Source organism: Streptomyces sp. NPDC025784 (assembly GCF_055558435.1).
Genome location: NZ_JBVHMN010000030.1, coordinates 22,079 through 41,124, shown reverse-complemented (window position 1 = coordinate 41,124; position 19,046 = coordinate 22,079). Strand labels below are relative to the sequence as shown.

The 19,046-nt window shown below is 70.6% G+C and carries 15 protein-coding genes and 1 pseudogene; 10 read left to right on the top strand and 6 right to left on the bottom strand.

Translation table 11 applies throughout. The features are described 5' to 3' along the window. Nucleotides 1-40: 40 nt before the first annotated feature. Nucleotides 41-712: a pyridoxamine 5'-phosphate oxidase family protein gene (locus ACZ4IF_RS42160; RefSeq protein WP_467573877.1), complete on the bottom strand. Its 672-nt coding sequence runs from the start codon at nt 710-712 to the stop codon at nt 41-43. Nucleotides 713-748: 36 nt separating this feature from the next. On the opposite strand from ACZ4IF_RS42160, the gene ACZ4IF_RS42155 reads away from it, so the two are divergent. Next, nucleotides 749-2,080 carry an aminotransferase class I/II-fold pyridoxal phosphate-dependent enzyme gene (locus ACZ4IF_RS42155; RefSeq protein WP_467573805.1) on the top strand — a complete coding sequence of 444 codons (1,332 nt, stop codon included), beginning with the start codon at nt 749-751 and terminating at the stop codon, nt 2,078-2,080. On the opposite strand, the gene ACZ4IF_RS42150 is transcribed toward ACZ4IF_RS42155, so the two are convergent. The 3 genes from ACZ4IF_RS42150 to ACZ4IF_RS42140 all read right to left on the bottom strand — a co-directional run bounded on the left by ACZ4IF_RS42150 (nt 2,037) and on the right by ACZ4IF_RS42140 (nt 4,552). Further along, nucleotides 2,037-2,681, bottom strand: a complete 645-nt coding sequence (locus ACZ4IF_RS42150) for an alpha/beta hydrolase fold domain-containing protein (RefSeq protein ID WP_467573802.1) — start codon at nt 2,679-2,681, stop codon at nt 2,037-2,039. The two genes, ACZ4IF_RS42155 and ACZ4IF_RS42150, sit on opposite strands and share 44 nt — an antisense overlap. 287 nt (nt 2,682-2,968) lie before the next feature. Beyond that, nucleotides 2,969-3,436: an SsgA family sporulation/cell division regulator gene (locus tag ACZ4IF_RS42145; RefSeq protein ID WP_467573798.1), complete on the bottom strand. Its 468-nt coding sequence runs from the start codon at nt 3,434-3,436 to the stop codon at nt 2,969-2,971. 519 nt (nt 3,437-3,955) lie between these two features. After that, entirely contained in the window at nt 3,956-4,552 is a 597-nt protein-coding gene (locus ACZ4IF_RS42140) for a hypothetical protein (RefSeq protein WP_467573796.1), read from the bottom strand. Nucleotides 4,553-5,028: 476 nt separating this feature from the next. Here ACZ4IF_RS42140 and ACZ4IF_RS42135 point away from each other — a divergent pair, with 476 nt between their 5' ends. The 7 genes and pseudogenes from ACZ4IF_RS42135 (at nt 5,029) to ACZ4IF_RS42105 (ending at nt 13,592) form a co-directional block, all read left to right on the top strand. Then, nucleotides 5,029-6,210, top strand: a complete 1,182-nt coding sequence (locus tag ACZ4IF_RS42135; RefSeq protein WP_467573794.1) for an epoxide hydrolase family protein — start codon at nt 5,029-5,031, stop codon at nt 6,208-6,210. 685 nt (nt 6,211-6,895) lie between these two features. Beyond that, nucleotides 6,896-7,408 (top strand): peptide-methionine (S)-S-oxide reductase MsrA, encoded by a 513-nt coding sequence (msrA, locus tag ACZ4IF_RS42130; protein ID WP_467573791.1) that lies wholly within the window; start codon nt 6,896-6,898, stop codon nt 7,406-7,408. A 351-nt stretch (nt 7,409-7,759) separates the two neighbouring features. Beyond that, nucleotides 7,760-8,284 (top strand): GtrA domain-containing protein, encoded by a 525-nt coding sequence (locus tag ACZ4IF_RS42125; protein ID WP_467573788.1) that lies wholly within the window; start codon nt 7,760-7,762, stop codon nt 8,282-8,284. A 57-nt stretch (nt 8,285-8,341) separates the two neighbouring features. Further along, nucleotides 8,342-8,491: pseudogene (locus tag ACZ4IF_RS42120) on the top strand (IS5/IS1182 family transposase); the annotation flags it as partial. 1,267 nt (nt 8,492-9,758) lie between these two features. Next, nucleotides 9,759-10,961: an epoxide hydrolase family protein gene (locus ACZ4IF_RS42115; protein WP_467573785.1), complete on the top strand. Its 1,203-nt coding sequence runs from the start codon at nt 9,759-9,761 to the stop codon at nt 10,959-10,961. Between the two features lie 810 nt (nt 10,962-11,771). Further along, complete coding sequence (locus ACZ4IF_RS42110) at nt 11,772-12,293, top strand: sigma factor-like helix-turn-helix DNA-binding protein (protein WP_467573783.1); 522 nt, start codon at nt 11,772-11,774, stop codon at nt 12,291-12,293. Between the two features lie 435 nt (nt 12,294-12,728). Beyond that, complete coding sequence (locus ACZ4IF_RS42105; RefSeq protein WP_467573780.1) at nt 12,729-13,592, top strand: Bax inhibitor-1/YccA family protein; 864 nt, start codon at nt 12,729-12,731, stop codon at nt 13,590-13,592. A 118-nt stretch (nt 13,593-13,710) separates the two neighbouring features. On the opposite strand, the gene ACZ4IF_RS42100 is transcribed toward ACZ4IF_RS42105, so the two are convergent. After that, complete coding sequence (locus ACZ4IF_RS42100; protein ID WP_467573777.1) at nt 13,711-14,139, bottom strand: hypothetical protein; 429 nt, start codon at nt 14,137-14,139, stop codon at nt 13,711-13,713. Nucleotides 14,140-14,538: 399 nt separating this feature from the next. Between ACZ4IF_RS42100 and ACZ4IF_RS42095 the strand changes: the two genes are divergently transcribed. Then, nucleotides 14,539-15,516 (top strand): alpha/beta hydrolase, encoded by a 978-nt coding sequence (locus ACZ4IF_RS42095; protein ID WP_467573773.1) that lies wholly within the window; start codon nt 14,539-14,541, stop codon nt 15,514-15,516. Between the two features lie 489 nt (nt 15,517-16,005). Next, a complete protein-coding gene (locus ACZ4IF_RS42090) occupies nt 16,006-18,810 on the top strand; it encodes an ATP-binding protein (protein ID WP_467573769.1) in 2,805 nt (934 codons plus the stop codon). On the opposite strand, the gene ACZ4IF_RS42085 is transcribed toward ACZ4IF_RS42090, so the two are convergent. Continuing rightward, the gene (locus ACZ4IF_RS42085; protein ID WP_467573766.1) at nt 18,746-19,042 is read right to left on the bottom strand and encodes an arginase family protein; all 297 of its coding nucleotides are present in this window, start codon (nt 19,040-19,042) and stop codon (nt 18,746-18,748) included. The genes ACZ4IF_RS42090 and ACZ4IF_RS42085 overlap by 65 nt on opposite strands. Nucleotides 19,043-19,046 lie beyond the last annotated feature (4 nt).

Genomic DNA, 19,046 nt, shown 5'->3' with positions numbered 1-19,046 from the left:
CGGCAGCCCCGCGTCCGCTGTGCTTCAGGGGGGTGGTGTTTCAGCGGTTGGTGAGGTAGTCGGGGGTGGTGATCGTGGGGTCGAGGTCCCCGGCCGGCGTGGGTGTGCCGTAGGTCCGTTGGACGGGCAGGACGCCTGTCCAGTGGGGCAGGGCGAGGTCTTCGGGGTCGTCGTTGGGGTCGCCGGTGCGTACCTTGGCGCAGACCTCGTCGAGGTCGAGGGCGACGACGGCGGTGGCGGCGAGTTCCTTGGCGTTCGCGGGGCGGGAGTCGGCGGCGCGGCCGGGCACGATGTTCTCGATCAGGGCGTTCAGCGCGGTGGAGCGTTCGACGGGGTCGGTGACCTGGCGGGCGGTGCCGTGCACGATGACGGAGCGGTAATTGATGGCGTGGTGGATGGCGGAGCGGGCCAGCACGAGTCCGTCCACGTGTGTGACGGTCAGGCACACGGCGATGCCGGTGTCCTCGCCGGCGCAGCGCAGCGGCCGGGAGCCGACGGAGCCGTGCATGTAGAGCCGTTCTGCGACGCGGGCGTAGAGGGTCGGCAGGACGACGGGGGCGCCGTCGCGGACGAAGCCGAGGTGGCAGAGGTAGTCCGCGTCGAGGATCGCGTGCACCAGTTCACGATCGTAGGAGGCGTGCCGGCGGATGCGGGTGGGGACGGTGCGGTCCGTGGCGGTGTAGGCGTTGCCGGTGGGGGGCGGGGAAGATATAGCGCAATCCTTTTGAACTAGTGCATAATGGGTGTTGTGATAGGAGAGTACACGTTCACGGGTCGGGGTGCGGCGGAGATCGCAGCGAGCGTCGAGGAGGCCATCGGGCAGGGCACCCTCGCGCCGGGCGCCGCGCTCCCGCCGCTGCGGGAGCTCGCCGGCGCACTCGGCGTCAACCCCAACACGGTCGCCGCTGCCTACCGCCTGCTGCGTGACCGTGGCGTCATCGAGACCGCGGGCCGGCGCGGCAGCCGGGTGCGGCCGCGCCCGGCCATCACCGCGCACGACGAGATCCGTCTGGAGGTGCCGCCCGGCGTGCGTGACCTGTCCGACGGCAATCCCGACACCGCGTTGCTGCCCCCGCTCGGCGAGGCCCTGGCCGAGGCCGGTGCCCGGCACACCCGGCAGCCCATGCTGTACGGCCAGGCCCCGGTCGACGACGAGCTCGGCCGTCTGGCCCGCGCTGCCTTCGACGCCGACGGCGTCCCCGACGGCCCCGTCGGGCTCAGCTCCGGATCACTGGACGCCATGGAGCGCGCGCTTGCCGCGCATCTGCGGCCCGGTGACGCGGTGGCGGTCGAGGACCCGGGCTGGGGCAGCCTCTTCGACCTCGTCCCCGCCCTCGGCCTGCGGCCCGTCCCCGTCGGCGTGGACGACGACGGCCCGCTGCCCCACGACGTGGACAGCGCCCTGCGGCAGGGGGCGCGGGCGCTGATCGTCACCGACCGCGGCCAGAACCCCACCGGCGCCACGATCTCCGCCGCCCGCGCCCAGGACCTGCGCGCCCTGCTTGCGGATCACCCGCAGGTCCTCGTCATCGACGACGACCATGTGCACGGACTGACCGAACTGCCGCTTCATCCGCTCGCCGGCAGCACCCGGCACTGGATGCTCGTCCGTTCGATGGCCAAGGCCTACGGCCCGGACCTGCGCATGGCCGTCCTGACCGGCGATCCCCTCACCGTGGACCGGATCCGCGGCCGCTACCGCCTGGGCCCGGGCTGGGTCAGTCACCTGCTCCAGCACACCGTGACCCATCTGTGGCGCACCGGCGCGGTGGACGTGGCGGCGGTGTCCGCCGCCTATGCCGCGCGCCGCGACACGCTCGTGCAGGCACTGGCCGACCGCGGTGTGACGGCGTATGGCCGCAGCAGCATGAATGTGTGGGTGCCGGTTCCCGATGAGACTGGGGCGGTGACCCGGCTGCTGCAGGCCGGCTGGGCGGTCGCGCCCGGCGCTCGCTTCCGGCTCGCTTCACCGCCCGGCATCCGCATCACCATCTCGCCCCTGACGGCGGACGAGGTGCCGGCCCTGGCCGACGCCGTCACCGCCGCGATCCGCCCGCACCGCACCGGGCGTTTTGGCTGACGGATGGCATCGGGCGTCCGGCGCCTTGCCCCGCCCGCGGCCCGGGTCCCGGCGGGTCAGAGACCGGCACACCGGCACCGAGGGCCTGCCGGAGTGTGGTGATGGCCTGGGCCGTTGCCCTGCGGGCCGCCTCGGTGGACGACAGCGCGTCGAGCATGACGACGTCGTGGATGGTCCCGTCGTATGGGGCACGGTGACCGGCACGCCCGCAGCGCGCGGCTTCGCCGCGCAGAGCCTTGCCCTCATCCCGTACGACGTCGGCCTGTGCGGTGACGACAAGTACCGGGGGCAGACGGCTGGACTGCTCCTGGCCGGCCCGCAGCGGGCCGGCGGTGATCTGCGCGCGGCGCATCTCGCCGCTCGTGTGCGGGTCCCACAACCACTGCACGGCATCGCGGCGCAGGACACAGCCCTCAGCCAACCGGTGACAGGCGCCGGCCTCGAAATCGGTGTCGGTGACGGGCGGGACCAGTGTGCACAGGCACCGGAATCCGGCGCCGGGCAGACGATGTCCAGTGACCGTCAAGGGCCGTGGCGGTGCAGCAGTCGTACGCAACTGCGTGCGCCCCGACTCCTGCGGGAGCGTCTGCGCATCAGTCATGTGACTGCGGATGGGCACTGCATCCTTCACACGCCACCACCGCGGAACGGTGAAACCGCCGCCCTGCGGCGTGCATCCCTTTGTTCGCACTGCCGCGGGTTTGTTCGCCGAGCCGCGGGCGCATGCCGGTGCCACTTTTCGGTCGCGCCGCTGGCCGGCCGCGAACCCCTGCGGCCGGGAACGCCGGCCAGGATCTGCCTACCCCCGGTGAGCGCGGCTTCGCCCGCCGACTCCCGCACACGGCATGCCCGTGCACGCCCTGACCCGCACGCTCTGTGCCGCCCGGTTCACGGCTGATTCCGCTTCCCCTCGACGAGAGAGGCCACACCGGCGGCCCAGTCCATCCGGTGGAACTCCGTGCCGGGGTGGACCAGGTCGAAGGTCTCCAGCAGCCATTCCTCCAGCCGCCCCCGGTCCATCTCGAGCAGGCACGACCGGCCATGTGCCTCCAGTTTCATGTGCACCACACGGCGTCCGTGGGCGATGGACGGCCACAGCCGTACGTCCCCCATGCCGCTGGGTTCTTCGGTGCCGTCGAAGAGCAGGTCGCGTGAGAGGGCCCACGGGACCACCCCGCCCTGTGCCGGGTGCAGTTCCATCAGCACGACGAGGGGGTCCGCCTCGGTGTAATGGAACTCGGCCTTGAGCGGGATACGGACCGACGGGCAAAGAATCCTGTCGATGTGCAGGCGCAGCGGGCGCGTGCGGTGAGCGGACCGGCCGCGAGCCGAAAGGCCCGGCTTCTCGTATGGCATGGGGCGACGCCCCTTTCGATGCGGGAATTTCGTCCACCTTGGCTCCACGACCACATCCTGGGCATCAGTCAGCTGACTGAAGAGGGTGTCCTATGTGATGACATGGACGACAGCAGGCATGAGAAGAACGGCTGAGCCCGGATCCACCGGTGTTTCCGCAGCACATGCCTCCGAGCCGAGAGGGCCGGCAGGCCGGGCTGGTGCGTCGTGAAGGCTCTCACCGGTAGGCGAGAGGTCCTCTCGCTGTGAGGGGGAGGATTCACGCGTCGAGCCGTCCTGCGGGTGCGGGTGCGGGTGCGGGTGCGGTCCTCGGTCGGACGGTGAGCGCCGGGGTGGACAGGGGGATCCGCGACGGCGCGCCCGGCGGCCGAACCTGCCCGGTCGTCGTGCTGCGACGGTGGCACGGCCGGCGTGTCCGGGCGGGGTCCGCAGTGTGTTTGTGTTGCTCCGGGCGGCCGGGACGGCCCGCCGAGGAAACGGGCGGGCCGTCGTGAAGGAGTTGGGCTGATACGTCGTTTCCTATGGCTGTGGTGAGGACTGGGCGGCTTCGGGGAAGCCCAGTTCGTCCAGTAGTGCGTCGAACAGTTCCTCCGCGAAGGTTTCGTGAGAACGCAGCAGTTCCTCGATCCGGGATTGCTGTGCCGTGGCCGGGACGCCGGCTGCTGAGGCCCACGCGAGGGCGCCTTCGGCGTCGGCGGGAACCTCTGCATCGAGTTCGGCGAGTTTGTGTCTGATGGCCTCGTCGAACTCCGGGGTGGCCATCCACAGGCTCATGTCGTCCACGTCCTCGGGTTCCTCGACGAGGAGGGCCGCGGCGTTGTCGAGGTTGAGCCATGCCTGCCAGCGTCGGCCGGTGGTGTCCAGTGCGGTCACGAGGGCGATGCTGCTGTCGGAGATGTCGGCGACGCAAGCCGGCGCACCCGTCCATTCGACCAGGTCGGGCAGGTCCTCGTCCTCCCAGATGCCGTGGTCCAGTTGCAGGGTCTGCCAGCCGCCCGGTCGCGGCGGCCACTCATACACCTCGTCGTTCAGCTCTGGATCGGTGCTGTCGAACAGGGGTGCTTCCCGCAGCGGGCGCTCGCTGCGTGCAAAGACCAGATGACCGGAAAAGCCCATGGAACCTCCTCGTCGAATACCAGCGCACCCTACGGGCCGTCACTGACACCACCGGTGTGGGCCGGTCTGTGCTCCCGCTCGACCGGCTCACCGGATCAGCCGTCGGTGGCCGGTGAGGGCTGTGGTTGTGCAGGCGAGGGCGAGGGCGAGGACGTGTGCGGTCTTGCCGGCCGTCATCGTGGCCGGGCTATCTCCTTGTGTGAGCCGCTGTAAGTCGAATGACTGCCCGCGACATGCGTGACGTACCGCGTCAGGTTACCGGGGAAGAACGACACCGCCCCGTGCGGAATCTAGGTCACGTTCCGGATTACCGGGGCGGCACCCCGGGCCCATCATGGAAGTGCGCCGGAAAGCAGGACCGGGTCACACGGTCCCTGGCTTCGGCCGGCGGGAGAGACGAGTTACGGAAACATCCGAACTCGGCGTCGAATCCCGCCCCCTCTGCTGAAAACACTTCAGACATCGTGGAGACCAACATGTCCGCAATTCGTCCGTTCACGTTCGAGTTCCCCGAGGCGGAGCTCGAGGAGATGCGTGCGCGCATTCAGGCGACGCGCTTTCCCGAGAAGGAGACTGTCGCAGACCATTCGCAGGGTGTGCCGCTGGAGACGGTGCAGGAACTCGCCCGCTACTGGGCGTCGGAGTACGACTGGCGCAAGGTCGAGGCGAAGCTGAAGGCGCTGCCGCACTTCATCACCGAGATCGACGGCCTGGACATCCACTTCATCCACGTCCGTTCCAAGCATGAGGACGCCCTGCCGCTGATCGTCACGCACGGCTGGCCCGGGTCGATCATCGAGCAGCTGAAGATCATCGAACCGCTCACCAACCCGACGGCTCACGGCGGGGACGCCTCGGACGCCTTCCACCTGGTGATCCCGTCGATGCCGGGCTACGGGTTCTCCGGCAAGCCGACCTCGGCCGGCTGGGACGCCGAGCACATCGCGCGTGCCTGGGGCGAGCTGATGAAGCGCCTGGGCTACACCAAGTACGTGGCGCAGGGCGGCGACTGGGGTGCCATCATCTCGGACCTCATGGGCGTGCAGGAGCCCGAGGGCCTGGCGGGCATCCACGTCAACCTGCCCGGCACCGTTCCGCCCGCCGTCGAGCAGGCGCTCGCGGTCGGCAACCCGCTGCCCGCCGACTTCGTGGTGGCCGACGACGAGGAGAAGCGTGCGGTCGAGCAGGTCGGCCACCTGTACCAGAACATCGCCCAGTTCCTCATGATGGCCTCGCGCCCGCAGACGCTGGCCGCACTCGCGGACTCGCCCGTCGGCCTGGCGACCTACCTGCTCGACCACGACGCGCCGAGCCTTCAGATGATCGCCCGGGCCTTCGCCGGACAGGTCGAGGGCCTCACCCGGGACGACGTCCTGGACAACATCACGCTGTTCTGGCTGACGAACACCGGCGTGTCCGCGGCGCGTCTGTACGCGGAGAACAAGACCCCGTTCCTCGGCGCCAAGGGCGTCAAGCTCCCGGTCGCCGTCAGTGTCTTCCCGGACGAGGTCTACCAAGCCCCCAAGAGCTGGGCCGAGCAGGCGTACCCGAACCTCGTCCACTACAACCGGCTCGAGGAGGGCGGCCACTTCGCCGCCTGGGAGCAGCCGGAGCAGCTCGTGAACGAGGTCCGTGCGGGCTTCCGCTCCCTGCGCTAGTCCGTCGTCTACGGACCACTGCACGGGCGCTGACGCACCGGGGCGATCGAGCGGCCTTTTCGCGGGCCACTCGGCCGCCCCGGGGTCACCCGGCCACGCCACGCGCCCGGGCCATGAGCACCCGAACGCCGACGCCTGGAGGCCGGGTACCGGGCCGACCCTCCTAGGGCCCCCTCGACCGGCGGGTCCCGCAACCCCCGGCTTCGGCCCCGCGCCCGACAGCGGGGGACCGGAGCGCGGGACCCGTCTTCTTTTCCTGAGCCCGTCACCGCCCCCGCGCGCGGATGAGACACCCCGGAAAGGGCGGGCAGAGCGTGCCACCCGCGACAGACACACCCCCACACAGCCTGCGCCGTCCCTGCGATGCCCCGACCGCCTGGGGCGGGCTGTGCCAACGGCCCCCGACGTTCGGTGTCGGCCGCTGCGGCGGGTGGCCGGACCCCACCTGGGTCTGGTCATGGGCGCAGACAGCGGCGATGTGGGGGTACGGGCCCGCGCACGGGGCCTTCGCGGGCCCGTGTGTGCCGCCGTCACACCGGCGAGAGTGCAGCACCGCGAACCGGCCCGGCGCGTGAGCTGCCCGCAATCACTACAGGACGCCCGGGCGTTGGCCGGCCGCCGACCCTAACGCGCACCGGCCCGGATGCACGGGTGTTCTCGAACATCGAAGAAAGGCGAACAGGTTATGAGTGAAGTCCAGCACAAAGCATGGCTCGCGGGCGGCTGTTTCTGGGGCATGCAGGATCTGCTCCGCACCCTCCCCGGCGTCGTGAGCACGAGGGTGGGATACAGCGGCGGCATCATGCGCCACCCGACCTACTTCGAACACGGCAACCACGCGGAGTCGATCGAGATCGTTTTCGACCCTGCCGCCACCGACTACCGCACCGTCCTGGAGTACTTCTTCCAGATCCATGACCCGACGACGAGATACCGGCAGGGAAACGACGTCGGCGTCGACTACCGCTCCGCCATCTTCTACCACGACGCCGAGCAGCGGCGCATCGCCGAGGACACCATCGCCGACGTCGACGCGTCGGGCCTGTGGCCGGGACGCGTGGTGACCGAAGTCGTGCCGGCCGACACCTTCTGGGAAGCCGAGCCGGAGCACCAGGACTACCTCAGGCGCTATCCGGACGGCTACACCTGTCACTTCGTGCGCCCGAACTGGCGGCTGCCGAGACGGGCGGACTCCTGACCCTGCGGCCTTGCCGGCCACGGGTGACGGGTGCGGCACCCGCGGGGTGCCGGAGGCGGCGTCCGCACCAGGAACACCTGGGGCCGCCGCCCTCCGGCAGGTGACGGGACAGGGCCCCTTCCCCGACACGTCGGGCATCGCAAGGGACTCCACATTCGTTCGTCGCGTCGAAGCCGAACCATCGCGATGACCACTCCGGCACCGCCTGCGGACATACGGGCCGTGCGCAACAGGCAGATCGCCCGCGACATGAACGCACCGTGGCGCCTCCTTCATCCGCCACACGCGAGAGAGCCCTGCGGGGGCGGGAAGTGCGCGCTGTGCGGGGCGGGCTCTCACAGGGGGCAGAACATGTACACAGCGCCGAGACAGCAGCCGGCGGAACCCGGCAACGTCACCGCCTTCGCCCGATTCGTGCTCTGCGGCGGCGCCGTGGGACTCGCCTCCAGCTTCGCCGTGACGGCCCTGGCTTCCTTGATCGCCTGGAGCCTGGCCAACGCCCTGGTCGCCGTGGTCTCCACGCTCCTGGCCACCGAGCTGTACGCCCGCTTCACCTTCGGCGGGGGCACCCGCGCGACCCGGCGCCAGCATGCGCAGTCCGCCGGGTCCGCGGCGGCCGCCTATGTGGCGACCTGCGGGGCGATGTTCATCCTGCAGCAACTTGTGGTGGCACCCGGCGTCGTGCTCGTGCAGATCGTCTACCTGTCGGCCTCCGCGCTCGTCGGCATCGCGCGGTTCGCGGTGCTGCGCCTCGTCGTCTTCGCACGGCACCGGCCGCAGAGCGCGGCCACCGACCGCACCGCCCCTCGCGCGCACCCGAGCGTGGCCCACCACCCTGCACCCGGCGAACCCGTGGCCGTCCACCACGCCGCCTGACCCTTCCCCCGGGCGGCATGACGCGCGCCAGGCGAAGCCGGACAACGCACGGGACCGGGCCGCCACCGCTGGGTCGTTGAGACAACCGTGTCCTTGCTCGCCGGATGCCGACGCCTGCACCGCCGCTACGAGCGCAAGGCCGAGCACTTCCTTGCTCTCGCCGGCACAGCCGCCGCCCTCATCGGCTCCCGCCGGCTCAGAAGCTGAGCCGGCCCAAGCCTGCTGTATCGGTGGCAACCCATAAGGTGCGCGCAACGTCACCAAGCAACCTGCGGCGCACGGGGACGGCATCTGAGGCAGTGGTGTCGTACCCGCGTGAAGGGGCCCCGCCTGCTAGCAGGCGGGGCCCCTTCAGGGTGTTGCGGGCGGCTCCGTTGCAACACAGCCGCCCGCTGTCCCTGTTCGGCCAGAGCCCGCTGCCTGCAGGGGCGGCCTTCAGGCTGCGTCGGCGGCTCACCGCCCCACCCGCACGCCTTCGCCGAGGCTCCGGTGTGCAGAGACCGTCGTTCCACGCCACCCGGCCGTGCAGCTGCCCTGGTGTCACATGGTCCCAGCCCGTCGTCCGTCGTCCGTCGTTCGTCGCCCGTCGCCCGACAGGCGACGGGCGACGGGCGTTTGTGCGCCTCTTCCAGGTCCAGGCCGCGCAGTTCACGGTCGTCGGCGCTCACACATGTCCGCGCATCGCCCACAGACGTAAAGGTGCGTTGTTGCCACCAGCCGGCACCCACCTGCCGGTGGGGGTCGAGGGCACCGGAGCCCACGGCTGCCGGCTTGCCCGGTACCTGCGGCAGAACCAGGTCCTCGTGACCGCGGTGGTCGCCCTGGGCGCCGGGCCCGCAGAGCGTCCGGCGCGTCCGGCCCCATCGACCCCTCCGCCGTAGCCGCAGCCGCAGCCGCGCGTCCCGGCTCTGGCCCCGGCCGAGCTGATCAGGCGCCTGCCCCCGATCCCGTCCCGGTGCGCAGGGCAGTGACCGGCGTGAGCGGTCGAGGTCGCTCCCGTAATCGGCGTCGATCGGTGGCTACTTGGCCATGAGTGAGGATCACGGAGTTTCTTCCGGTCCATGGCGCCGGCGTCGAAGCAAGCGGGTCAAAGTACGGGGGCGTCCGGGGTTTTGCTGTGCTGCGTGATCCCCCCTTTTTTTGCCGGACGGCACCCGATCATGCGGCAACTCCCTTGCCCAGTCCGTCGTCATGGCGGGTCGGGCGGGATTGGGTCACATGACTGTCATGCCGTCTGCCGGTGGCGCCGCGTCACGTTACCTAGAAGAAAATGCCACCGCCTCTGTGGAATCTAGGTCACTTTCCAGATTACTGATGGGGCGGCCCTGGCCCATCATGGAAATGCGCCGGAAGGAAGTGCGGGCCGCAGCCCGCAGTGCCGGCCGACGGGATCGACACGTCGCACATTCATCTGCGAACTCAGCGTCGAATCCCGACTTCTCCTGCACCTAGCTGAGACATCATGGAGGCCATCATGTCCGTCACCCCTGACCGGGAAGCGATCCGCCCGTTCACGTTCGAGTTCTCCCAGGCGGAGCTCGAGGACCTGCGTGCGCGGATCGTCGCGACGCGTTTTCCCGAGAAGGAGACCGTCACCGACCAGTCGCAGGGCACCCCTTTGGCCACCCTCCAGGAACTGGCGCGGTACTGGGCCTCGGAGTACGACTGGAGCAAGGCCGAGGCGAAGCTGAAGGCGCTGCCGCATTTCATCACCGAGATCGACGGTCTGGACATCCACTTCATCCACGTCCGTTCCAAGCATGAGGATGCCCTGCCGCTGATCGTCACGCACGGCTGGCCGGGGACGGTCATCGAGCAGATGAAGCTGATCGAGCCGCTCACCAACCCGACGGCCCACGGCGGGGACGCCTCGGACGCCTTCCACGTGGTGATCCCGTCGATGCCCGGTTACGGCTTCTCCGGCAAGCCGACCTCGACCGGCTGGGACCCCGAGCGCATCGCCGTGGCCTGGGCCGAGCTGATGAAGCGCCTGGGCTACACCAAGTACGTGGCCCAGGGCGGCGACTGGGGTGCGCTCATCACCGAGATGATGGGTGTGCAGGAACCCGAGGGTCTTGTCGGCATCCACACCAACCTGGCGTGCGTGTTCCCGCCCGCCATCGAGCAGGCCGTGGCGGTGGGCAACCCGCTGCCGTCCGACGTCGTTCTGGCCGACGACGAGGAGAAGGCCGCTGTCGAGCAGCTGGACTTCTTCTACAAGCACGTCTACTACGCCCTCATGATGGCCTCCCGTCCGCAGACGCTGACCGGGCTGGCGGATTCCCCGGTCGGCCTGGCGGCCTTCCTGCTCGACCACGACGCGGCCAGCCTGGCCATGATCTCCCGGGCGTTCGACGGGGCGGTCGAGGGCCTGTCCCGGGACGACGTCCTGGACAACATCACGCTCTACTGGCTGACGAACACGGGTGTGTCCGCGTCCCGTCTCTACGCCGAGAACCGGATCTCCCCGTTCTTCGCCCCGAAGGGCGTCAAGCTCCCGGTTGCCGTGAGTGTCTTCCCCGACGAGCTCTTCCAGCCCCCGAAGAGCTGGACCGAGCAGGCCTACCCGAACCTCGTCCACTACAACCGGCTCCCTGTGGGCGGCCACTTCGCGGCCTGGGAGCAGCCGGCCCTGTTCGTCGACGAGCTCCGCGCCGGTTTCCGGTCCCTTCGCTAGCAGACCGTGCCCGGCCGTGCCCGACCCTGGGCAGCGGTTCCGGCTCCACGGGGTGGCCGAGCGACTCGACCCCGGGTCCCTCGGCCACCCCGGGCCACGCGGCCACGCCGCATGCCGCGTCCGCCCCCGACGCCGGCCGCCGGGCCGGATGCCCGACGGTGCCTCAAGACACCTGGCATGCGGGTGCGTTGGGCGTCCGTGCGGCGTGATGTTCCACGCACGCGCATGTGCGTGAGCGGTGGGGGAGGGGCGGTGCTGCCTGTTCCGGCAGGGTCGGTGCGGATTCGGCCCGTGCACGGGCCGGCCGGCGCGCCGGCGCTGTGACGTCGGTGTGCGCATCCGGCGCCGAGGCGTGCCCGCTGCCCGGCAGAGCGCCCCGGACCACGCAATCCACTCCATCCGATGACTTTCCTGTCGCCGCCTGCCCGGCGGCCAGGCTTCCTGCGTCCATCGCCCTTTCGCGGGACGCATTCTGTTTCGCCTTCTGGAGAACGCCATGTCCTCAGCAATATCTCTGACTGCCGACGCCCCGTGGCGGTCGGGGAGCACCGATCGCGCGCAAGGCCGCCACCGTGGGGGAGCGGCGCCCGAACGCGTGTGGGACCTCAGACGTCCCGGCCGGGGCCGCCACCGCCACCTGGCCGTTCACGATCCCGCACAGCCGCAGACGTGAACCCCACCCCCTGCCCTGCCGGGCACCTCGGCCGGCAACGTCGTACGGGCGAGGACGACGGTGAGAGCGCAGGCGGGCACGGAAGCCCGCCGACAACCCTCACGCGTGCCGCACTCGCACGGTTCGAGCGCGAGGCCGTGCCGCTGCTGGACCGGTTGTACGCAGCCGCGAGACAGATGACATGCACCGGCGCCTGCGCGGAAGGCCTGGTCCATCAGACGTATCGCCGCACCCTCGACGCGCTCGGGTCGGGCGCAAAGATCACCGACCTCAGGGTCTGGATGTTCCGGACCCTGGACGACAGCGCGCTTAGCGCCTGTGGCGGGCGGCCGTGCCCGCCGCGCCCCGCCTGGCCGGCAGACCAGGACCGCGACGGCCGGCCGGCAGGGCAACGCCCGCATGCCCCGGCGTTGCTGACGCTCGGGGTCCAGGCCCTGGACCGGTTGCCCGGCCATGAGGTGACGGCCGCGCTCGAGCACCTTCCGCTCGCGCTGAGGATGGTGGTGTACCTGGCGGACGCCGAGGACTTTTCCCCCGTGGAGATCGCGGAGATCCTGGGCCTGCCCCTGGGCACCGTGACCGCGCACCTGCGTCAGGGTCGCCTGCGTCTGGTCCGGAAGCTCACCGATGCCGCATGCCGGCGCGGCCTTTTCGACTGACCACGGTCCCCGGGCTTTTGCGAGCGAGCGGGCTGCGCGCCGAGACCGCGACACTGCCGCCGGCCGGGTGCACACCGACGACGCCCGGCGAACCGCCGTGTCCCGACGCGGATGAGGAACGCCGGCGGCCTACCGCCGGCCTGGCGGCACCGGCCGTGAGCGCATGGCCGGTCGGCGCGGCCCGCCGGGCTTCGGCCGGCTCCGCATCCGCACGGTCGGTGGCCGAGAACGAACACACGAGCACACCGGCCCCAGGCAAGCGGCCCACGCTCCCGCGCACCCCTCAGACACCCGATTGCACGAGGCCGGTGAGCTGCCGCCCGTGCCGCAAGCCATCGACGCAAACCGTTTCGAGGCATCCCGCCGACCCGGTACCCGGATCTTCAGATCCACATCGAGACCGGACCCGGGGCGAACCACAGAGGAAAGAGTGAGATGAAGAGCAGCAATCCCGTCTTCTCACGACGGGCGTTCCACCACACCGGGCAGCAGCCGCACACCGATGACACCCCGATGGGTACCAACCCCTACGCGCAGGACACGGCCGGCCGCAGCGCGAACGCACACGACGCGGACACCATGCCTGATGCCCGGCCTGCTGCGCAGAGCGCGATGACCATCGACGACGTCGTGGCCCGCACCGCAACGACACTCGCCACGGTCGTGCTCTGCGCCGTCCTCGCGTGGGTGCTCCTGCCCGTCGACGAGGCCGACCTGAGCAGGTCGTACGGCATCGCGATCGGAGCCGGTCTGCTGGCCTTCGGCCTCTCACTCGTCCAGACGTTCAAGGCCAAGCCCCTCCCGGCACTGATCCTGGCGTACGCGGCGTTCGAAGGCGTCTTCCTCGGAGTCATCTCCAGCGTCACCTCCACCTACATCAGCTCCGGCGTGGTGATCCAGACGGTGCTCGGCACGATGGCGGTCTTCGCCGGTGTGCTGATCGCGTACAAGATGCGCTGGATCCGTGTCACCCGGCGCTTCTACGGCTTCGTGACGGCCGCCGCGATCGGCTTCGTGCTGCTCAACGCCGCCAACCTGCTGGTCTCCGCGTTCGCCGGCGGTGACGGCCTGGGCCTGCGCAGCGGTGGCCTCGGCCTCGTCTTCGGCGTCGTCGGCATCCTTCTGGGCGCGTGCTTCTTGGCCTTGGACTTCAAGCAGGTCGAGGACGGCATCACCCACGGGGCCCCACGCGAGGAGTCCTGGCTGGCGGCCTTCGGCCTCACCCTGACCCTGGTGTGGATCTATGTGGAGGCGTTGCAGCTGTTCTCCATCCTGAACGGCAGCGACAGGTCCGCCTGAGCAGCCGGTGCTCCATCGCCCGGCGCCTTGCCCGACGAGGGGCCGACGTGCTGTTCGCCCTGCTCCGCGACGGAACCTTCCACGAACCCCAGCCCGTCCGGACCATCGCCCGGCCGGCCTAGACCCTGGTCAGGAGGTGATCCGTGGGGCCGTAGTCGATCTTCCAGTCGGCATAGACCCCGCAGAATCCGTCCCTGGTGCACCGCAGGCCCACGGTCACCCAGCGGACCGATCCGTCGTCGCCGAGCGAGAACGCGACCGCGGCCTCGAACTCCTCGCTCCCGCACGGACAGCCGGCCGCACCAGGCTCGTCGTCCTCCCAGGACTCCTCGTTCCAGTACTCCTCGCTGTCCGCGACGAACGCACGGCTTTCGCAGCCAGAACACACCCGTTCCGCTCCGGACGCATTGACCAGCACCAAGAACACGCGGCCGCCGCACCCACACACAGAAGGCGCGATCTTCACCGGGCGGCCGTCGACCGCACTGCGCAGGAAGGCCGCGAGCTCCGCGGAGACACCCTCGCCAACCTGATCATCAGCATGCACGGACACATCGTCGCAGGCGCCCCGCCCCCCCACTCCACCAGCTCGACCAAAGACACCCTGACCAAAGACACCCTGACCAAAGACACCTTGACCAAAGACGCAGGGATACCCCGGGGGGCCGGGTGCTTCGCCGGACGGACCCGGAGCGGGTCCGGCGGGACCGGCCGGCTTTGCACGGGGCGGCCGCAGCGGCCGTGGCACCTGGCTGCCCGGCGCGCTCGAGGCCGGACGGAGCCGCACGCCCGCAGTCACATGACCGATGCACAGACGTTCTTGGGGGAGTTGTCTTGCAGCAGTCCCGCGCTGCGCGGCCACGGCCGGCCTTTTGACACTCAACGGGCGTTCGCTGTCGGGACGCCCGTGCCTCGCGCGGTGCCCTGACCCGCCAAGGAATGTGTGATGCCTGATTACGTCCTGCCCCCGGGGGAACCGGTTTTGGAACCGGCCGCTCGCGAGTTCGCCGAGGCGACCGCGTCCCCGCCGTTCCTGTTCGACCTGGGATTGGTGCAGGGCCGCAGGGCGCTGGAGAAGGCGCAGTCCCCACCGCCCGCCCAGCCGGAGACGGACGAGCGTTGGGTCGCGGTCTCCGGCGGCCCCAAGGGCAGTGTCGCGGTCCGCATCCTGCGCCCCAGAGGAGTCGTCGGCATGCTGCCCGCCACCTTGTACATCCACGGCGCCGGCTGGGTCTTCGGCAGTGCGCGCACGCATGACCGGCTGGTGCGTGAGCTGGCCGTGGGCGCGCGCAGCGCGCTGGTCTTCCCCGAGTACACGCTGTCGCCCGAAGCGCGCTATCCCGTCGCGCTGGAGGAGTGCTACGCGGTGGCCCGGTGGCTGGCGCGCCAGGGAGGCGACCACGGCATCGATCCCGCCCGGCTGGCCGTCGCCGGCGACTCGGCGGGCGGCAACATGGCTGCGGCCCTGACGCTGCTGGCCAAGGAACGCGGGGACGTCTCGTTCGTCCAGCAGGTGCTGTTCTATCCCGTCACCGACGCGGGTTTCGACACCGGCTCCTATCACCGGTTCGCCGAGGGCTACGGTCTGCGCCGCGACGTCATGCGGTGGTTGTGGGACCAGTACACGAGCGACGAGACGCACCGCGCGCAGATCACTGCCAGCCCGCTGCGGGCCACCGCTGAGCAGCTCACCGATCTGCCCCCGGCGCTCGTCATCACCGCTGAGGCCGACGTCGTACGGGACGAGGGCGAGGCCTACGCGGCGAAACTGCGCGCCGCGGGTGTGCCGGTCACCGCGACCCGGTACGACGGGACCATCCACGACTTCGTCATGCTCGACGCGCTGTCGTCCACCGAGCCGGCCCGCAGGGCAACGGCCCAGGCCATCACCACACTCAGGCAGGCCTTCGGCACCGGTCCCTGACCCACCCCCTCCCGCCGCAGGCAGGGCAAGGCTCACACCACCGCACGTGCGGTGGTGTGAGCCTTGCCCTGCTCCTGTAGGGACCGAAGCCGGCCCGCAGCGGTCCCAGCGACGCATTCCGGCGTTGCTGGAGAGCTCGCGGGACATGCCGCCCCGCACCCTGCCGAGGGCCGCGTCCACGTCGTTGGGCAGGGCCTCGTCGTCGACGCCGGCCGGGACGGGCCGCAGTCCCCGGGCGGGGACGAGGCCGAAGAGGCCGCCCCGGCCCAGGCCCTCCACCACCACCGCGTCACGGGGCCGCGGACGGCCGACGGGCGTGCACTCCGCGGCGTCGAGCATCCGGAGCTGAGCCCGGCCAGGACCGACCGTGGCCGGCGGCGTGGACCGGACGGCAGAGCCCGCCATCGACCGTGTATTCTCCTATTTCAATTACTGTTATGCACTAGTTCAAAATGGAGCTGGCCTGCGAACAGCGACGAAAAGCGTGTAATGATCGACAGTGACTCCCGCCCACGCGGCACGGCCCGCCCATTGATCGGCCGGGACCAGGACCTTCAGCGGATCCGCGACCTTGTGGGCTTCGGTACCGCAGGCGGAGCGCTCTTGCTGTCGGGAGAAGCGGGCGTCGGCAAGACGGCAGTGCTGGACGCCCTCGCCGAGACGGCCCGGACGCAGGGACCCCGGGTGCTGCGCGCCGCCGGTGTGGAGTTCGAGGCGAACTGCAGCTACTCGGGTCTCAACCAGATCCTCTTCCCCTTCCAGGACGCACTTGGCGAACTGCAGGCGCCCTTCCGTGATGCCCTGCGCGTCGCGCTCGGTTTCGAAAGCGGCCCGCCGCCGGAACAGCTCATGGTCTCCAACGCCGTCCTGCTCCTTTTGCAGAAGGTGGCGGCCGGTGACCCGCTCGTCCTGCTCGTCGACGACCTGCCCTGGCTCGACCCGGCGAGCGCGGCGGTGCTGGTCTTCGTCGCGCGGCGGGCCGCCGGCATCCGCGTGAGCTTCCTCGCCACGTCGCGTTCCGATTCCCACAGCCTGCACGACAGCGGCGTCCTGCCCACCTACTGGCTGCAGCCGCTGGACGGCAAGTCCGCGGACCACCTGGTCAGCACGAGGTTCCCGGACCTGGTCACCTGCGCACGCCGGCGCCTGCTGGCCGTGGCGCACGGCAACCCGCTGGCCCTGCTGGAGCTGCCGTCCGCGCTGCCCGCGGTGCACGGTCCCCTCCACGACGACATCCCCGCCGTGCTGCCGCTCAGCCGGCGCCTGAAGACCGTGTTCGGCTCCCGGATCACGAGTCTGCCGCAGTCGTCGCAGCGTTTCCTGCTGCTGGCCGCACTGGAAGGCGTCGGTGATCTCGGGGTGCTGCAGGCGGCCTCGCGTCAGGCGGACGACGGATACGACCTGGACGACCTGGCACCGGCCGAGCGCGGGCAGCTGGTGCACATCGACGAAGGAGCACGACGGCTCACCTTCCGCCACCCGCTCATCCGCTCGGCAGTGGTGGAGGCCTCCACCAGCGGCGAACGACGTGCGGTGCACGCGGCGCTCGCCCACGTCCTGGTGGACCAGCCCGAGCGCCGGGCCTGGCACCTGGGCGAGGCGACCCTGGAACCGGACGAGGACGTGGCCGCCCTGCTGGAGCACGCGGCGCGGATCACCCTGCGCCGCGGCGATGCCGTGGGCGGCATGCGCACCCTGATCCGGACAGCACACCTCACCCCGCCCGGCCCCGCCCGCAGCCGCCGGCTCGCGGAAGCGGCCTACGTCGGCGCCGAGTCCACCGGAGCACTGCCCAGCGCCCGACGGCTCCTGGACGACGCCAGGCACACGGCCCCGGCCTCCCGCAGCTGCCTGCACTCGGCGGCGGCCGCCGCCCTTCTCCTCCTCAACGGCGACGGCGACGTCGACACGGCCCACAGCCTGCTGGTGGCCGCCATCGACACCGGAATCCACGCGTACGACGCCGACGACAAGGCGATCGTGGACGCTCTGCACACGCTCGCACTGATCTGCTTCTTCGGCGCCCGGCGAGACCTGTGGCAGCCCTACTACCGGGCACTGGAGAAACTGACCCCCAGGGCGCCCACGCTCCTGTCCGCGCTGGGCAAGACGTTCTCCGACCCCGCGCGCACCGGCGCCCAGGCCTCACAGGAACTCGACGAGCTCATCGCGCAGTTGGCCCGGGCGACCGACTTCGTCCAGATCACGCGGACCGGCACGGCGGCCCTCTACCTCGACCGGCTCGGCGACACCCGCGAGGCGATGTGGCGCGTGGTGCGCGTGGGACGCGACGGCGGACCGGCCCGCCGTTACCTGTCCGGCCTGATCCACCTCTGCCTGGACGACTACCTCACCGGCCAGTGGGACGAGGCGTCCCAACTGGCCGACGAAGGAATCCAGCTGTGCGAAACACACGGCTACACCGCCTTCGTCTGGTACTTCCTCTACGTGCAGGCCATCCTGGACGCCGCACGCGGACAGGCGGACCGGGCGGACGCGACAGCCCGGCGGATCATGCACTGGGCCACCCGCCAGAGGGCGAACTGCGCCGCGCACTACGCCCACCACGCAGCGGCCGTGGCAGCCCTGGGACGCGGTGACTTCGCCGGCGCGTACGGGCACGCCAGCGCCATCAGCCCGGCCGGAAGCCTCGCCTCACACGCGCCGCACGCCCTGTGGGCGACGATGGACCTGGTGGAAGCCGCCGTCCGCACCGACCGGCGCACCGAGGCCGCCGCCCATGCGCGCGCGATGCGGGAAGCCGGTGTGGCCGCCCTCTCCTCACGCCACGCCCTGCTGACACAGGCCTGCGCCGCCCTGGCCACCGCGGACGACGACGAAGCCCTCGACCTGTTCACGAAAGCCCTGACGACCGCGGACGCCGAACGATGGCTGTTCGACTTCGCCCGCGTCCAGCTCGCCTACGGCGAGCGGTTGCGACGCGTGAGAGCGACCACGGAATCCAGAGGACCGCTCAGCGCAGCACTGGCCACCTTCGAACACCTCGGGGCCCGGCCATGGGCAGAACGCGCCGAGACGGAACTGCGCGCCGCCGGCTCCGGCAGACGCCGGCCCGGCACACCGAAGGCGCGCACGCTCACCCCCCAGGAACTGGAGATCGCCCGGCTCGCCGCCCAGGGACTGACCAACAAGCAGATAGCGGAACGCCTGTTCCTCTCCCACCGGACCGTCGGCGCCCACCTCTACCAAATCTATCCGAAACTGGGCATCACCTCCCGGGCCATGCTGCGAGACGCCCTGGAACCCCCCTCCCCGCCGCAGACCCAGCCGTAGAGCCACGGGCCCCTGCACCACCGAACCCGACACCCCCTGCACGGCCCTGCACGCTCGCAGCGGACTCTTGTCCGTGCAGGGTGGTAGGGGAGAGCAGCAGCTTGGACGAGGCGCGGACATGGGCAGGGCCGAAGCGCGCGCCGAGGCGGTAGCTGACGCCGCTGTCGAACGGGACGCCGACAACGGCCACGTCCACATGGTCGACCTGGCGAGGGACTCGGGTGGCATCCATCGGG

Coding starts and splice junctions, on each gene's coding strand:
- ACZ4IF_RS42150 (WP_467573802.1), bottom strand. CDS start 2,681: ATGACTGATGCGCAGACGCTCCCGCAGGAGTCGGGGCGCACGCAGTTG.
- ACZ4IF_RS42145 (WP_467573798.1), bottom strand. CDS start 3,436: ATGCCATACGAGAAGCCGGGCCTTTCGGCTCGCGGCCGGTCCGCTCAC.
- ACZ4IF_RS42140 (WP_467573796.1), bottom strand. CDS start 4,552: ATGGGCTTTTCCGGTCATCTGGTCTTTGCACGCAGCGAGCGCCCGCTG.
- ACZ4IF_RS42135 (WP_467573794.1), top strand. CDS start 5,029: ATGTCCGCAATTCGTCCGTTCACGTTCGAGTTCCCCGAGGCGGAGCTC.
- msrA (WP_467573791.1), top strand. CDS start 6,896: ATGAGTGAAGTCCAGCACAAAGCATGGCTCGCGGGCGGCTGTTTCTGG.
- ACZ4IF_RS42125 (WP_467573788.1), top strand. CDS start 7,760: ATGTACACAGCGCCGAGACAGCAGCCGGCGGAACCCGGCAACGTCACC.
- ACZ4IF_RS42115 (WP_467573785.1), top strand. CDS start 9,759: ATGTCCGTCACCCCTGACCGGGAAGCGATCCGCCCGTTCACGTTCGAG.
- ACZ4IF_RS42105 (WP_467573780.1), top strand. CDS start 12,729: ATGAAGAGCAGCAATCCCGTCTTCTCACGACGGGCGTTCCACCACACC.
- ACZ4IF_RS42095 (WP_467573773.1), top strand. CDS start 14,539: ATGCCTGATTACGTCCTGCCCCCGGGGGAACCGGTTTTGGAACCGGCC.
- ACZ4IF_RS42090 (WP_467573769.1), top strand. CDS start 16,006: ATGATCGACAGTGACTCCCGCCCACGCGGCACGGCCCGCCCATTGATC.
- ACZ4IF_RS42085 (WP_467573766.1), bottom strand. CDS start 19,042: ATGGATGCCACCCGAGTCCCTCGCCAGGTCGACCATGTGGACGTGGCC.